Below are 16,076 nucleotides of genomic sequence, written 5' to 3'. Positions count from 1 at the left end.
CCTAACCTGTGAACTATGGCGGACGAGATTGAATTTGGCACCGGCGGCTGGCGAGCTATCATCGCGGACACGTTCACTCGCTTCAATGTTGAGCGGGTCGCTCAGGTGCTTGCCGACCGTATACACGACGAAAACCAGCAACATCGCCCTGTCGTCATCGGGTATGACCAGCGCTTCCTCTCCCCAGAATTTGCCTGGTGGGCGGCGGAGATACTCGCCGGTAACGGCATCACTGTGCGAATCATCGACCGGCCTGCCCCGACCCCAATGATCATGTGGACTGTTCGGGACCTCGACTGTGCCTACGGTATGGCGGTGACAGCCTCGCACAACCCTGCCACCTACAACGGTCTCAAAGTGTTCACGGAAGGTGGCCGTGACGCCAAGGTCGAGATCACTGAACCAATTCAGTGCCGTGCCAATTCCATCAGCTCAAGAGACATTAGGCGCATAAACTGCGCCGATGCCCTTCATGACGGCGCAATTGAGGTGCAGACGTCAATGAACTGGTACATTGACGCGATCCTTGACCACGTCGACCTGGAGGCTATTCGCCACGCTCACCTCAAAGTCGTCCTTGACCCCATGTTCGGCGTTTCCCGCACGTGCCTCCAGACCATCCTTATGACGGCCCGCTGTGACGTCGACACCATTCACGAGCGTCACGACACTCTCTTTGGCGGACGCCTTCCTTCTCCGAATTCGCGAACCCTTCAGGCCCTGACCCAGGAGGTTGTCGAGCGTGGGGCTGATATCGGCATCGCAACCGATGGTGACGCTGATCGCCTCGGCATTATCGATGACCAGGGGAAGTTCTTGCACCCCAACCAGATTCTCGTGTTGCTGTACACCTATCTTCTTGAGGACAAGGGTTGGCAGGGACCTTGCGTGCGTAACCTCGCGACGACCCATCTGCTTGACCGTGTCGCCGAAGCTCACGGGCAGACCTGTTACGAGGTGCCGGTCGGATTCAAGTGGGTGTCGTCCAAGATGGCCGAGACCAGTGCCGTCATCGGTGGTGAATCTTCCGGCGGTTTAACCGTCAAGGGGCACATTGCAGGCAAGGATGGTATCTACGCCGGCACTCTACTGGTGGAAATGATCGCCAAGCGGGGGAAGAAGCTTTCGCGGATCTATGCCGACATCGAGGAGCGTTACGGTCGGCTTGAGATGGTGGAGGACGACTTCTCCTTCTCCCCCGAGGTCAAGAAATACCTCAAGAAGCGTATTTACCAAGACAAGGACCTGCCCGACTTCGGCTTAGAGGTCGATCACATCAGCGACATAGACGGGGTGAAAGTCTATTTCGCCAACGGTGGTTGGATCATTGTTCGGTTTTCTGGCACCGAGCCTCTCCTGAGGGTCTTTTGTGAGATGCCTGATGCGGAGACGGCTCGCGAATGCATTGACAAAGTCGTGAAGCATTACCACTTGGAGTGAGTAACCAGCACTGCTCTCCTTACATCCCTGTGCGGGTGGAGAGGGCGGTGACCCGATGACGATTTCTCCCGATTTGAACGTGGTTCCGGCCCTCACGTGACCGGACCTCTACCGAACCGGGGATTTTGACAATGCGAGGCAGGTGGTGGCGTTCGGTGGCTAGAAGAGCACTCTTCTCCAGCCACCGCACGATGGTTAGCTTTGACGCATCATTGTCCGACCCAGCGCCGATCTACGCGTTTGGAAATGGCGCAGGTGATCTCGTAGCTGATGGTCCCGAGAAGCTCGGCCATGTCATTAGCAGACAGAACTTCATCCCCTTGGGTCCCAATGAGCACCACCTCGTCTCCCACCGTGACGCTCGAATCAGGGCCAAGATCGACCATGAATTGGTCCATGCAGATCCGACCGACGATGGGACGAACCGACCCTCCAATGAGGACGTGTCCTTTATTTGATAAGCCTCGGGACAATCCGTCGGCGTAGCCGACGGGGATGGTGGCGATTTTTGTCGTTTCCCTTGCGGTCCACGTCCTGCCGTAGCCGACGGTATCCCCCGGATTGACAGTTTTAACGAAGGTGACGTGACTGATCCAGGATAGGACAGGGTGTAGGGCGGCACGATCGGCATGAAGGTCGGGGTCGTATCCGTATCCAACGATTCCGGCGCGCACCATGGAGGTTCTCCCCAGGTCGTGTCCGAGGATGGCGCCGGAATTCGCCAGGTGAACTAGGGGGAACGGTCCACGATCAGCTTCCACCTGAGAGACAGCATTCATGAAGGTGTCGATCTCATGGTGGGTGAACTCGTCTCCTTCCGGGACGTCGCTGATGGGCAGGTGGGTGAAGACGCCTTCAACTTCGATGCCTTCAGCACAGTCAGCGGCGGCCGTGAGTTCAGCGAGGCATTCGGGAGGCAGACCGATGCGTCCCATGCCGCTATCGACGGCGATATGAACTTTGGCAGTGACTCCTAGTTGTACAGCGGCTCTACTTACCGCGTCCAAGGTGTCGAAATCCACCACGGTGAGACGCATCCCGGATGTGATCGCAGTATTCGTGTCCCAAGGATCGGCGGGGGAGAGCTTGAGGATGGGCAGGGTAATGCCGGATTCAACCAGTTCCTGGCCTTCAGCGACCGTGGCGACGGCGAGCCAGTCGGCGTACCGATGTTTTTCGACATAGCGTGAGATCTCGACTGCCCCATGGCCGTAGGCGTCGGCCTTGACGGCAAAGAGGACCTTGCGGTCGCCTGCGCGCTTCCTCACCTCGGTGAGATTCGCAGCGATAGCAGACAGATCAATAATGGCGTGGGAAGGCGATGGACAACGTGGCATGTGTCATAACTCCTTTGAGCTGTCAGAAATGGCAATAGGTCGGGCTGACCTGGAGGTCCGGCAAACAAGTCCGGGTTGATCCGGGAGATGCTGAGCCGAGCGAAGCCAGATCCCCGGGAAACGCCGGGGAGGTTGGTTGATGGGGACGGATAGCGGACAGAAGGGCGAGGATTTAGGGTTGGTCATGGAGGGCCGCGGTGCGGGCACGGTGTTCAGGTGAAAACGCCGGGGCACCTGACGATTATCGTCACTTAGCTATCTCCCTTCGAATGGGCATCATCGGTGCCTACGTCGTCATGGGTGGTGTGGTGCCGGTCGAAGAACCAGCCGATTCCGAGGATGATGAACCATATTGGTGTGAAGGCCAGGGCTCGCGCAGTGTCGGCCTCTTGGGCTAGCAGCACGAGGATAAACACGAAGAACACCAATATGGCCCAGCACATACCGCGTCCCCCAGGCATGGGGTACTTTGATGCGGCATGGGCCGCAGGAACAACCTTGCGGTATTTCATGTAGCTGATGACGATCATGCTCCAGACGAAGATGAACAGTACCGACGAAATAGTCGTCACGAGGGTGAATGCTTCAACAAACGATTCTGAAGCGGCTAAGAGCAGTGCCGTGCTCAGGACCAGGACAGTGACGACGAGGCCCCAACGGGGGACCCCGTTCTTACTGAGCCGGCCGAACAACCTTGGCGCCATGTGCTTGTGGGCGAGTCCGAAAAGCATTCTTGAGATGGAGTAAATCCCAGAATTGGACGATGAGGCTGCCGATGTCAGGACGACGAAATTCATCACGCTAGCCGCACCAGCGAATCCAACCAGTCCAAGGACTTGCACGAATGGGGAGGAATCTGCCCGGACCTCGTCCCACGGGACGACGGTCATGATCGCGAGCAGGGCGCCGACGTAAAAGATGAGGATTCGGGCGGGGACGGCGCTGATGGCCCGGGGGAGGGTTTTCTCGGGATCCCGTGTCTCGGCGGCGGTGGTCCCGATGAGCTCAATTCCGACGAAGGCGAATGCTGCCATCTGGAAACCAGCGAAGAATCCACTCCAGCCGTTCGGCATGAAGCCACCACGGTTCCATAAGTTGGCGATGGATGCCGTGCTTCCAGAAGGAGACTGGAACTTTATGGCTACCAGCACGATGGCGAGGACGATGAGGGAAGTAATCGCGATGATCTTGATGAGCGCAAACCAGAATTCCAGCTCTCCAAACATTCTTACAGTGAGTAGGTTCAAGCAGAGTAGAAGAAATAATGTAACGGCTGCTAATAGGGTCGAGAGTCCTTCATTCTTAACCCAGAAATTCCAGTAGGTCGTAATTCCAATGAGCTCGGCCATACCAGTGACGATCCAACAAAGCCAATACGTCCACCCCAGAAAGAATCCGGCCCAGGGGCCGATAAGGTCAGCTGTGAAGTCCTGAAAACTCTTGTAGTTAAGGTTGTACATCAGCAGTTCGCCCATAGCTCTGACGACGAAGTAGAGCATGGTACCGATGATGAGGTACGACACAATAATGCTGGGGCCAGCTGCGCGGATGGCCTTGCCAGATCCTAAGAACAGGCCGGTCCCGATAGCCCCACCGATAGCGATGAGTTGGATGTGACGGTTGTTTAGGTTGCGATGTAGATGTGTTTCTGACGGATGGTCGGTCGGTGACGACTCAGCTGCTTGAACGATGAAGCTGTGGTGCTCGTTTGGTGCCGGTGCGTGCAGGCGCCCCTCCCCGTCTGGAATCTTGCTAGAACCAGTCATATCAGTCGCCTCCGTAAAAACGGTCGCCAGGATCAGGGGCGCGATGAGGTTTCATCGACGATGATTCAACCTGCCATAACGCAATTTAATTGCAGTGTAACACCGGTGGGTAAGTGTGCGGTGGAGTTGAATAGGGCCGGGACGAATAATTGCAATCTAAGAAGGTTTCACAGCTGTCCGACTGCACATATTCGTGAGTTTTTCGCGCGGGAGGAGGTCGATGTGTACCTGGGAGGACAGATGCGGCCGACCAAGCCTGTCGCATTACGCACCTCATCACCTTGGGTCGCGTGAAAAATCCCCGGGTCCCGGCCCGGCGAGCACTTGGTGTGCCTCCGGGGCCGGGTCGCTGGTAATCATTAGTGCAATGCTTCCTTACGCTGCTCACGGCGGCGGTACACCAAGTACATCGATCCGATGAATACGAACCAGATGGGGGTGATAAGCACTGCGATCCGAGTGGTCGGGTCCAAGGTAAGAATGACCAGGCTGATGACGAAGAAGGCCAGCACAACCCAGCATATCGGCACGCCACCAGGCATCTTGTAGACGGACTTTTCGTGGAGATGAGGACGCTTGCGACGGTACACGATATAGCAGACGACGATGAGCGACCAGGTGAAAAGGAACAGGAGGGCGGCAACCGTCGTTACCAGGGCAAAGGCCTGCATGATTGAGTCGGAGGTGTAGAGGAAGGTGATGCCGCATAGCAACAGCAGGCACGAGGCGACGAGGGCGTTGCGCGGCACGTTGTTTCTCGACAGTCTTCGGAAGAGGGAGGGAGCCTGACCGTCGAGGGCCAAGCCATACATCATCCGAGAGGTCGAATACAGGCCGGAGTTATCCGAGGAGGCCGCAGCAGTAAGCAGGACAAAGTTCATCACACTGGCAGCTGCACCGAAGCCCGCCAAGCCGAACAACGACACGAAAGGACTCACCCCGGGCACCACTTTGCGCCATGGAATGAGGTGGTGATGGCCAGCAGGGCTAGCACGTAGAAGAGGGCTAGCCGCACCGGGATGGCATTGATCGCCTTCGGGAGAGTGGTACATGGGTCCCTGGTTTCAGCCGCAGCAGTACCGACGAGCTCGATACCGACGAAAGCAAAGAACGCGATTTGGAAGCCACCAAGAAATCCCATCAGGCCGTTGGGGAAGAAACCGCCATCATTCCACAGGTTGACGATGGTGGCGGGGTCACCGTCAGGAGAGACGAAACGGCTTACCAACAGCGCGACGGCGACGATCACTAGTGCGACAACTGCGATGAGCTTGATGAGGGCGAACCAGAACTCGGCTTCACCAAAGAACTGCACAGCAATGATGTTGAGGGCGAGCAGGACGGCGGCCAGGGCGGTTGCGGGCAGCCACTTCGGGATATTTGGCCACCAATATTGGAAGTAGGCGGTAATAGCGGCCATGTCGCCCATGGCGGCCACGATCCATGAGAACCAATACGTCCACCCGGCGATAAAGCCACCGGCTGGGCCAAGTAAGTCCTCAGCGATGTCCCGGAAAGACTTGTAGTTGAGATTGGATAGCAGCATCTCGCCGAGGGCCCGCATCATGAAGTAGAGGAAGAACCCGATGAGGGCGTAGACGAGGGCACTTGACGGGCCAGCAAGGTGGATGGTGCTGCTGGATCCCATGAACATTCCCGTGCCGATGGCGCCGCCCAGTGCAATGAGCTGTAAATGACGGTTAGTCAGCCCGCGTTGTAGCTCGCGCTCCTCCGCGGGGCTTTCACGGAGAGTGGTTGATGGGTTCTTCACGGGTCTGGACAGGGCGCTGCGACGCGGTGCGTCGACGGGTTGCGTTTCTCGTGCTCTCACGGGAACTCCTTTGTTCGGTGAAGGTGATGACGGAGCCTCACAGGCGATGGGGAGTGGCCGCTGCCTTCCACACAGCAGAGGAGGTGGCGGTAGCAAATAAGCCGGCGTAGGTGGGCCAGAATCTCACTTCGGTGCCAATCTCGACGGATTCGGCAGAGTCGGTCACATCAACGATGAGGTGATCCGAACTGGCTCCTAGCACAATGTGGCCGGGGTCAACGGGCGTCAGATCGGACGGATTGACGTCCTGACGACCGAGATTACAGATAGCACGTAGTCGAATACCGCGATCAGTGAAGGTGACGTGTTGACCGAACGCATCTTCGCCGGTGCGCCCCAGCGGAATCGACGGTTTGCGCTCGAGTTCGATGATCTCGGCGACGACCTCGACGGCGTCCTGACGGGTCTGCGGCCACGGCGACCGATCCAGGGTATTGCGCCCTAGGATGATGGCCTCACCGATGCGCAAGTTGTTGATTTCGGACGGCATGGCGCCACTCATCATGAGGGGAAGATTTGCCGAGTTCCCGCCCGAGATGAGACCCAGCTCAAGGCCAGTGGCCGCGCGTGCCATGTCGCGTAGCTGCACCAGGCGAGTCATATTTTCGACGCTCGGTTGGACTCCGCCGTAGCAGGCAAGGTTGGTGCCGACACCTTTGACGTCGATGCCGCGCAGGGCTGCTGCTGAGGAGACGACATCGACGAGGTGGTCGGGCCATACCCCTTCACGCAGGTCACCGACATCGACCATGACAATCACTCCATGGCGGGTCCCAGCTCGGACAGCAGCGTCCGATAAAGCAGTCATCGTCGTGAGGGAGGAGTTGAGAGAAATGTCAGCGAGCTGGACAGTGTCGTCAATGTCGTGACGTCCAGGGGCTCGCAATAACATAGTTGGCAGCGGGGTGCCACATGCGGCGATCTGGCGCAGGTTTTGAAGGCGAGAATCGGCGAGCATCGTGATGCCGGTGTCATCCAGGGCCCGGAGGAGCACTGGGTGGGCGTGTAACACTTTGGTGACGGCTGCAACCTGAACACCGTGTTCGGCGCATTGATTGACAATTGTCTGTGCATTGTCGTGGATACGGTCGGCGAAAATCTCCAACCGAGGAGTGGGGCCGTTCATGGTATGCCTCCCCTCCGGTGCGGGGTGTCGTTTTTTGTCATGTCGGGCGGGGCGGCGTCATCATTGACGCCTGCCCCCTCGTCGCTGGGTAGTTTTGTGCCGCTAGTGACGGATTCGATCCAGGCGGCGAAGGTACGACGGACCTCGTCGGGATAGCACTGGGCTACCGTCCCGAGGGCTGAGAATCGGTAGTCGCGGTCAATGATGATGGTGGCCTCAGGATTGGGTAATAGTTGAGAACCAGCTCCGGTGCAAATTCGACGAAGAATGTCCACACCGCCGGGCACCCGGGTTAGGGCGCCACCGGTTCCTACCACCCAGCGGACCGCGCTGAGGTCCTTGCCGCGTACCACCTGGGTTTTGCCAGTGGAGGTGAAGACTTCTGTCACGGTACCGGCATGACGGCCCATGCCAATGTCGACGGCCTCCCTGGTGAGCCACTGTGTAACCTCGGCCTCGCGCTCGTCGCCTGGAATGGCGCGCAGCCACTCCAGGCGCTTCTCGTCCTCACCTTCATCTGTCATGGCTGCGACCCGACGAGCGTTGACGAAAACTCCCAGGTCCCCTTCCACAGTCCTTTTGGTGCGAGGTTCGGGGTCGATGACCCGGGCGGTCCACTCCGACGACCCGTCGGTGACGCTGTGGACGTCAGTCGTGGCACCACCAACATCGACCACGACGGCATCCCCCACCGCGTCGGCGAAAAGCTCGGTGGCACGAAGTACCGCTCCTGGGGTGGGAAGGATCTCGTGGTCGGTGAGTTCCGCCAACCCGTGCATGCCAGGGGCAGCGGTGATGTGGTTGTTAAAAACGTCGTGGATGACGGCACGCACGGGTTCGACGCGTAGCACGTCGACGTCGGGAAAGACATTGTCGACGCATGTCAGCGGTTGGCCGGCGTCGGCAAAAATGTGCTCGACCCGCCTCCTCACGCGGGAATTTCCGGCGTAGATCACCGGGACTCCCAGCCGGGCGGATGCGATTACGTGGGCGTTCTCGACGACGATGCGTTTCTCCCCGTCGTCGACACCCCCGGCCAACAAAATGATGTTGGGGTTGTCCTCTTGAAGATCCTCCAAGTCGAACTCGTCCATCGCCCCGACGGTGGTCATAGTGACGATGGCCCCGGCACCCAGGGCCGCCTCACGGGCAGCCCTGGCCGTCATGGACCGAGTGAGACCATGGACGCTCATGCGCAGCCCGCCGGCCGCCGAGGAATTCACGAAGATCTCTCCAGCGTCAAGTGGCAAGCCGCAGTGCTCACGCATCTGGGCAATCGCGGCGTCCGCACCAATACGCACGTCGCCGGCGGTTACTGAGGTGGGGGCAAACCCCTGCCCAACGTGGTGCAACAGTCCGGACTCCAACTTGAAAACGTTGGCCTTGGTGATGGTGGAGCCGATTTCCAGAGTCGTGAGTACGGTCATGTCGATCAGGCTTCCTCGCGGGCCTGCATGGTACGGACGATGGCGTCGAGGACGTCAATACCCTTGGTGCCACGTCCGAAGGTGGCGTCGAGACCAGTCTCGGCGGCCATCTCTCGGCTCACCTGGGTACCACCGGCGATGAGGACGACTTTGTCGCGTATGCCCTTCTCGGTGGCCAGATCAGCCAGTTTGCGCATCATCGTGCGATGGATATCGTTGTGGCTGATGATGGTCGAGATGAGGATGGCGTCGACGCCGCTTTCGATGGCCGCATCGACCATCTTTTCTACCGGCACTGAGGTGCCGAGGTAGCGGTACTTGACGCCATACTTCTCGATGCCACCGTGCTTGATGTCGAGGATTTCACGCAGTCCGACGCTGTGCTCGTCCTCGCCGACGGTGCCGGCGACGACCGACAGTTCGTGGTCGGTAACGTACTGGCGCAGTTCATCGGGAGGAAGCAGCTCGATCTTTTCGGGAATCGTCAGTTTGGACGGGTCGACGTCGATGTGGGTCGCCTGGCCCTTGACCTCCACGAAACATCCTTCGGCGGGGTGCAGCACCTGCAGGTTGCACACCTGAGGGTCAGTGATGCCCATTTTGCGCGCCATCTCGACAGCTGCCTCGCGGGCGATGTCTTCAGAGGCGGGGATGTTCATCTGTATCAGGACGACGCCGTCGCCGGCCCACTCAGCCTCGGGTCGTAGCGCCGTTCCGTCGCGGAACGGGCGGGTGCGAGCCAGACGGGTGGCAGCCGAGTCGTTGGGGTCGAGCTCGTCGATGTAGACGATTTTCCCGGGCCTGCACAGGGTGCAGCCGTCGATGAGATCACATGGCTTGCTGAGGTCCTCGGGTAGGTTGTTGTTACCGAAATGGTCGCAGACCGGGGCGAGGTAGTCGGGGCCACGTTCGACGACGGTTCCCTCGGCGATCCCGCCTTGACCGTCACGGGCGATGCCGTCGTGGTTGCGCTCCGGGAATTCTGCCGAATCGACGAAGAAGCCGTCCTCGATGGCAGCGAAATAGCCACCGACGTGGAGCATCTCGGTAAGAAACCCAATGGCCCTTTCCTTGAGGTCGCGGGCCATATCGCCCAGCGGCCCCTCGCGGTTGATGGTCACCATTTTCTTGATGCCATCGAGGGCGGCCCAGGTCTGTTTGACCGTTTGGACGCCACGGACGGAGTTGTGGTGCCAGGGCAGGTTGCGGCCTTCGTCAGGGGTGATGGTGCTCTGAATGTCCGCGCTGGTCAGCATCGAAATGAGAGTGTCGATGGTGTGGGTGCGAATAGCTTCGGCGAGGTCGGACTCGATATACCGGGTGTTTTGCTGGGCGCGCATCTTGTACTCGCTGAATAGATCGCGCAAGGCCACCGCGTACGGCAGGTCGTACCAGAGTTTCGGAGCCGGGGGAGCGCTGGGCGGGACCGTCGACAGGCCGATGAGGTCCTTTGGCATTCCTACCAGCACCGAGAACATGCAGTTGAGACCGTGCTGGACCATGAGCTCAGGCATGACCTTCCAGCCGTGTCGGGCGGTGGCATTGGCGTTGTGGGCGCCGTCGATCTGGAAGATCTGTGCTCCCGCCATCACTTTCTTCGCCTCGCCGGCGTCAACATAGCTGCGGTAGGCGTTGATATTGCGATACAGCAGGTTATATTGCGGGTCTTGGTGAGCGCCATTGACCCCCTCCTCAGCGAAGAGCACGGCCACTTCGGGGCCGGCGACCCCAGAAACGTAGGAGTGGAAGTTGATGGGGCGTCCCACCTCGTCCTCAATGAGGTCGCAGGCCTTGCGGCTAGCGCGCAGCTGTTTTCGGGTGATCGGAACACCGCCGATACCCTCCGGGGTGCCCTCTAGCAGCCCGTCAATGTGGCTCTGCCCTGTGGTGCGGATGACCATGATGTGGTCAGCTCCGTGCCACGCTGCCATCCTCATGCGGCGCAAGTCGTCTTCGAAATGCCCGGAGGCGATCTCGGAGGTGACGACAGGTGCCGGCTGGGGACCAATGTTCTCGAAGTACTCCGCGGCGGGCAGGGCCACGCTCTGTTTCAGCGGGGTGGACATGTCCCGGTAGTGGAAGTCGCCCATGTCGACTCCCTCTTCAGGCACGTTCCTCCAAGTCCATCCTTTGCGACGAGGATGATAGTGCTCAAGGTCGGTGAGGATCTCCTTGATGTCGAGTTTGGTATTCGGGTCGGGGGAGTCCTGTTCGGCGCGTGGCTCAACAGGTTCCGAAGGCGTCACTAGCTCGTTGATGAGGTCGATCTGCTTGCACTCGTGAGCGTGCTTGTGGTGCAGACACCGGTCTTGGATAGTCATGCCGAGGCTCCTTCCTTGGCATCGGCGGTCACTGTCTTCGCAGGTGGCAGCGGACTGCCGTCGAATAGTCCGTCGAGGGCTTTGGGGTCTTCGGCTATGCGGGCAGCAGCCTCGCGTAGATTGATGCCGTCACGACGAGACAATCGCAGTACAGCGTGGCCAGCTCCTTTGCCGCCCAGGCCGGCGGCGAAGACGTTCTCAACGACGGCGTGGGTTGTCACTGAGTCGATGCCCATACGCAGTAGGACGGACCGTTCAATGGACGGGGTGGTGTGGCTGCGGGCAAGGTCAACGACCGGAGTCATGACCTCCTCGCACAGTTGCCAGAAGCGCTCCTTGAGGGCGGCGTCGTCGAGATCGGCGAGTTCGGCGCGCAGAGCGTCATAGCGCTTGACGCGTTCCTGATCCGGGTTGGACATCATGCTCCTTTCGGGTGCGTGGCCAGGTCAGTGCCGATTTGGCGGACGTCATCAGTGGTGGTGTTGGTCTCAGCCGCCAGGAACTCCAACTCGGCGTCTCCCCAGTGCATGGGTGCCACGATCTGACTCGCGTGGCGCAGGTAGCTGTGACGCAGCTTGTCGAGGTCGAGTGGGTGGACGCTTACCTGATCGAGACGTTCGGGAATGACAATCGCCTTGCCCGGAACATTGCCGGCAGGATCGCCGCGGTGAACCTCAATACCGCGCGACCGCGCGAAGGACAGCTGGCTGTTGTGGTGCTTTCCAGCGCCGGTGTATTCGGTCTCTTGGACGACAACGATCTGGTCGCGATCCATCTGACGGGCCATGGCGACCGCGGCCGTCAGACTGGTGTTACCGGCCGGTCCGCGCTCTAGGCCCTCGATCTTGGTGAGCAGCTCGGTCATGTAGAAGACCTCGCCTTGGGACACCAACTGATAGCCGTCCATGTAACGCAGCGGACGTGCAGCATTGCGCGGAACGTCGACACGGTCGGGCCAGGTTGCAAAAGGCACACCGAAACCGGTGTGGCCGGTCGTAAACGACTTGTTGTTGAAGTCGTGGTCGGAGGCCATGTGCAGCCCAGTGAGATCTACCGATACGGCGATGACCTGGGTTTCGTCGCATCCCACCTTGCGCAGGCCGCGGGTGGTCCCGGTGATGTTGCCGCCACCAGCGTGAGTGACGACGACAGCGTCGGGCTGACGTCCGTAGCGTTGCTGCACTTCACGGCCGATCTCGGCGCCGAGAGTCTCAATGCCAGCGATGCCGTAGGGGGTGTAAAGGCTGGCGTTGAAATACCCGGTGTCCTCCAAGGTGCGCAACAACACGTAGAAAAGTTCCGGGCCGACCGTCAGTTTGATCACTTCTGCGCCGTAGGCTTCGCAGGCTCGGGATTTTTCGACAATCTCAGGCTGGCCGATGTGTTGGGAGTCGTAGATTTCCTGGATGACGATGCAGGCCAGCCCGCGCTGAGCGGCTTGAGAGGCGACGGCAGCGCCGTAGTTTCCACTGGTCGCCGTCACCATGCCGGCGAACCCTTTAACTTGGGCTTCATGGGCGCTCAGAGAGGCACGACGAGCCTTGAAGCTGCCCGACGCATTGACGGCTTCGTCTTTGAGAAGAATCCGGGCTCCCTTTCCGGGGCCGGCGATTTGACGGACGGCCTCGGTGAGACGATGCAATTCGTATAGCGGGGTGTGGCCAACCTTGGTCTCGGCCTGGATGCGCGCAACGGCATCCAGGCCGTAACCAGTGGAAGACATCAGGGCGTCGTAGTCAAAAACCAGGTCACCGCGCTGAAAACTGTCGTAGTCCAGGGCGAGGGAGCGCCGCATAATGTCGCTGCGACGAGCCATGACGTCGTCGTATGAGTTACTCATAACCGGTCCTCCTGCCCGCGAGACGTGATGGGTTCGTGTGTGGTGCCGATGGTCAACAGCTCGGGCACAGTGTTGCCAAAACTGTGGCTGTAACTGGGATTGATGCAGTCGAGGACGCCGATATGACGTCGTCCGATAATTGAGGTAATGGTGACCTCATCGCCGATGCATGCTTTTTTGTCGAGGAATCTGCTAATCCACTGCACGAGAGGGGTGGCGGCGGTGTCTGCTGGTACCGCGGCGGCCCGCTCGGAGGGCTCCAGGATGGTGATACGAACCTCGACCCAGGTACCCTTCGGAATGAGGCTTCCCGCCAGTGGGGCGGTGCCAGGGAAATCTGTCATGATGACCTCGCTCAGCGGCGCTCGTAGGCCGACGGTCCCATGAGGGCACACGGCGAGGGCAGGTCGATGATGCGCTTGAGACCGGGGGTGGCAGCGAGGATGCGCGGGACAGTGTTGACGCAAATTCCCGCGGTGGCCTTGCCGCCAGCAATTTCTGGACCCGTCGACATCGAGATGTCGGGAACGCCAGTAATGGCGATGAAATCGCCGGTCTCCTGGCCTTCGGCCTCTGGGGCAACCTGTTGTGGATGGATGAGCCGGATGACCTCCTCGCCTGCACGGCGGCCGACGGCGGAGTGGTTGCAGCCAGCGACCTGCCCTGGTTCGACGGTGCGGTCGCGGGCGGGGCGGGTGACTTTGGCGATGATGGGCTCGATGTGTTGCTCGATCGAGTCGACTCCCAGACCGAGGGCGTCGCTGATGAGTCGGATGGACTCGGGGAAGCCCACGTGGCCAACAATGGATCCGTCCGCGACTCCAGCCTTGAACTCCTCTGGAGTGGTGCCGACACCCTGGGTGCGTAGCACGGTCTGGCCATAGGGGGCGAGGTCGTTGACGCGGCGGGCTTCGATATGGGTAACTTCCTGGCTTCCGGAGCAGAGGGCGACGACGAGATGGTCTAGCACGAATCCAGGGTTGACGCCGACGCCTACGGCCGAGACGCCGTGCTTCTTGGCGAGTTCGTCAAGTTCCTTGGCTATGTCGGGGTTCTGGGCCTCGGGGCAAGACATCTCTTCGGCGATGCTCACGACGTTGATGCCAGCGGTGATGATGGTGCGCAGATCGGCGATCTGGTCGCGGATCCACGAGGTTGTGGCGATGGTGACGACGTCAACCTTGTTGGAATCGAGGATAGAGGCCGGGTCGGTGGTGACGTTGACCCCAAGCGGATCGGTGCCGAGGACCTCGCCAACATCCTTGCCGTCCAGAGCCGGATTGACGTCGATGGCTCCGACGAGATCGAGTCCGTCCTTGGCCGCGATGAGTTTGGCCATGCCTTGGCCCATCGCTCCCAGGCCCCACTGGACGACTCGGATGGGATTAGTGGCGGTCATTGCGGTTCCTCCTGACGACGGTGTTTGGTGCTGTAGCGAGCCGGCTTCCTTGCTGTGGCGTCACTGTCAGCTACAAGCGCTGTACTGGCAGCTTTTTACAGTCAAAGGAGCCTGCCCTGACCTGCGGCTATGCAGGTCGACGGTTCTTCGTTGATCCGTTCGGCTCCTACCTTGGCATTGGGAGTTCGTGCAGCGACCATTGCGACAGATGTGCGCACAATTGACAAGGTGGGTGCACGTTATTTCCAACTGAAGTGAGATACTTTTGAGGATCTTCCCAGCGTCGGCGAAGGAGCCACATGTACGAAGAGCTTGACCGACGACTCGTCAACGTTTTGCAGATCGACCCGCGTGCCAGCTGGGCCAAGGTGGGCAAAATTTTGGGTGTCTCACCGACAACCGTCGCCCACCGCTGGCAGCGTCTCGTCGATGACGGAATCGCTTGGATAACTGCTTGTCCGAATCTCAACCAGCAAATGCGGCCATCGTTGAGGTTGACTGTCATACCGAGAGTCTTCCCCAAGTCATCAAAACACTATGTGCGAACCCCATGATCGTTAGCGTTGACGAGACGACAGGGGACCGCGATCTCCTCTTGACAGTCGTTGCGCCTGATCTTCCCACCCTGTCAGACATGGTTATCGACTGGATCGGAGGGCTGCGTGGGGTTCATGGCTCGCACAGTGCTTTGGTGACATCAGTTGTTATCGACTCGGACTCCTGGCGCATCGATGCGCTGAGTAAAACGGAGAAAACCCTTGCCAGGGGCCCCGACCAGGAGAGTTGTGGATGCTACCTCCCGACGACCTGGACCGGGAGTTGGCTCGGTTGCTTGCTGTCGATGGACGTACTAGCGCCACCTCACTTGCTCGTACTCTCGACGTCCCCGCTAGCACTCTGCATCGCCGGCTGCAGAAGTTGCTGACCAACCGGCAGATCGAATTGCGGTGTGACGTCGCTCCAGAATTGGGTGGGTGGAATCTGGAGTGCACCTGGACTGCCACTATTCCTCTTAACCACAAGACGCGGGTACTGGAGCTGTTGCGCCACCAGCCGGCACTGCGCTCATGTATGTGGACCACGGGTAGTAACAACCTACGAGTCAACTTCCGAGTAGGGCATCAGAACGGAATCGGTATGATTGAATCCGCGGTTGCTGAGGCGATACCAGGTCTAGCCCCTGCGGAGACGATTGTCTACATGCGCAGCCACAAATCTATGGGGTGGATGTTGGACCGGAATGGCCGTGCCACCGGAGAATTTGTCTGCCCGCCGCTCATCGGGGAATCCGAGAGGGTTGATCACTAGCACTGCCGGTAGATGGATGGATCCCGAGGTTTGCGGGGCCAATTTGGAAAAGTCGAAAGTTCCCTTGCCATGCCGTGGTGCCGGGACTGCGGCGATGCTTATCCTCGTGGTGTTATCCGCGGCTCGTTGACGATGATGTCGACGAGCACACTGTCAAAGGAGCAGAAGGTATGCGTGTTGGTGTTCCTGCTGAGGTTAAGAATAATGAGTTTCGTGTGGCTGTGACGCCGGCGGGTGTTCATGCGTTGGTGGGTCATGGTCATGAGGTGTTGGTTCAGGCT

General features: G+C 59.5%; 10 protein-coding genes and 3 pseudogenes. 3 read left to right on the top strand and 10 right to left on the bottom strand.

All coding sequences use genetic code 11. From position 1 onward, the window contains the following. Positions 1-15: 15 nt before the first annotated feature. Complete coding sequence (locus F1563_RS04625; RefSeq protein WP_002528331.1) at positions 16-1,440, top strand: phosphoglucomutase/phosphomannomutase family protein; 1,425 nt, start codon at positions 16-18, stop codon at positions 1,438-1,440. A 209-nt stretch (positions 1,441-1,649) separates the two neighbouring features. Here F1563_RS04625 and alr read toward each other — a convergent pair whose 3' ends face one another. The 10 genes and pseudogenes from alr to ord all read right to left on the bottom strand — a co-directional run bounded on the left by alr (position 1,650) and on the right by ord (position 14,487). Further along, positions 1,650-2,777 (bottom strand): alanine racemase, encoded by a 1,128-nt coding sequence (gene alr / locus F1563_RS04620; protein WP_002528329.1) that lies wholly within the window; start codon positions 2,775-2,777, stop codon positions 1,650-1,652. 251 nt (positions 2,778-3,028) lie between these two features. Then, positions 3,029-4,543 (bottom strand): amino acid permease, encoded by a 1,515-nt coding sequence (locus F1563_RS04615; RefSeq protein ID WP_002546586.1) that lies wholly within the window; start codon positions 4,541-4,543, stop codon positions 3,029-3,031. 359 nt (positions 4,544-4,902) lie between these two features. Next, positions 4,903-6,314, bottom strand: a pseudogene (locus tag F1563_RS04610) (amino acid permease). Positions 6,315-6,411: 97 nt separating this feature from the next. After that, a complete protein-coding gene (locus F1563_RS04605; protein WP_002528325.1) occupies positions 6,412-7,500 on the bottom strand; it encodes an alanine/ornithine racemase family PLP-dependent enzyme in 1,089 nt (362 codons plus the stop codon). After that, on the bottom strand, positions 7,497-8,927 hold the full coding sequence (locus F1563_RS04600; RefSeq protein WP_002528324.1) for a glutamate mutase L: 1,431 nt from the start codon (positions 8,925-8,927) through the stop codon (positions 7,497-7,499). The genes F1563_RS04605 and F1563_RS04600 overlap by 4 nt, the downstream gene beginning before the upstream one ends. A 5-nt stretch (positions 8,928-8,932) precedes the next feature. Further along, positions 8,933-11,248 carry a D-ornithine 4,5-aminomutase subunit OraE gene (gene oraE, locus F1563_RS04595; protein WP_002528323.1) on the bottom strand — a complete coding sequence of 772 codons (2,316 nt, stop codon included), beginning with the start codon at positions 11,246-11,248 and terminating at the stop codon, positions 8,933-8,935. Further along, on the bottom strand, positions 11,245-11,670 hold the full coding sequence (gene oraS / locus F1563_RS04590; protein ID WP_002528322.1) for a D-ornithine 4,5-aminomutase subunit OraS: 426 nt from the start codon (positions 11,668-11,670) through the stop codon (positions 11,245-11,247). Before oraS ends, oraE begins: the two co-directional genes overlap by 4 nt. Next, the gene (gene ortB, locus F1563_RS04585) at positions 11,667-13,088 is read right to left on the bottom strand and encodes a 2-amino-4-oxopentanoate thiolase subunit OrtB (protein ID WP_002533992.1); all 1,422 of its coding nucleotides are present in this window, start codon (positions 13,086-13,088) and stop codon (positions 11,667-11,669) included. The genes oraS and ortB overlap by 4 nt, the downstream gene beginning before the upstream one ends. Next, positions 13,085-13,432 (bottom strand): 2-amino-4-oxopentanoate thiolase subunit OrtA, encoded by a 348-nt coding sequence (ortA, locus tag F1563_RS04580; RefSeq protein WP_002528319.1) that lies wholly within the window; start codon positions 13,430-13,432, stop codon positions 13,085-13,087. The genes ortB and ortA overlap by 4 nt, the downstream gene beginning before the upstream one ends. An 11-nt stretch (positions 13,433-13,443) precedes the next feature. Further along, positions 13,444-14,487: a 2,4-diaminopentanoate dehydrogenase gene (gene ord, locus F1563_RS04575; RefSeq protein ID WP_002528318.1), complete on the bottom strand. Its 1,044-nt coding sequence runs from the start codon at positions 14,485-14,487 to the stop codon at positions 13,444-13,446. Between the two features lie 299 nt (positions 14,488-14,786). On the opposite strand from ord, the pseudogene F1563_RS13820 reads away from it, so the two are divergent. Both F1563_RS13820 and F1563_RS04555 read left to right on the top strand, forming a co-directional pair. Beyond that, positions 14,787-15,795: pseudogene (locus F1563_RS13820) on the top strand (Lrp/AsnC family transcriptional regulator). Between the two features lie 170 nt (positions 15,796-15,965). Next, positions 15,966-16,076, top strand: a pseudogene (locus F1563_RS04555) (alanine dehydrogenase); the annotation flags it as partial.

The sequence above is a fragment of the Cutibacterium modestum genome (assembly GCF_008326345.1).
Lineage (GTDB): Bacteria > Actinomycetota > Actinomycetes > Propionibacteriales > Propionibacteriaceae > Cutibacterium > Cutibacterium modestum.
This window is presented reverse-complemented; position numbering and strand designations above follow the sequence as displayed.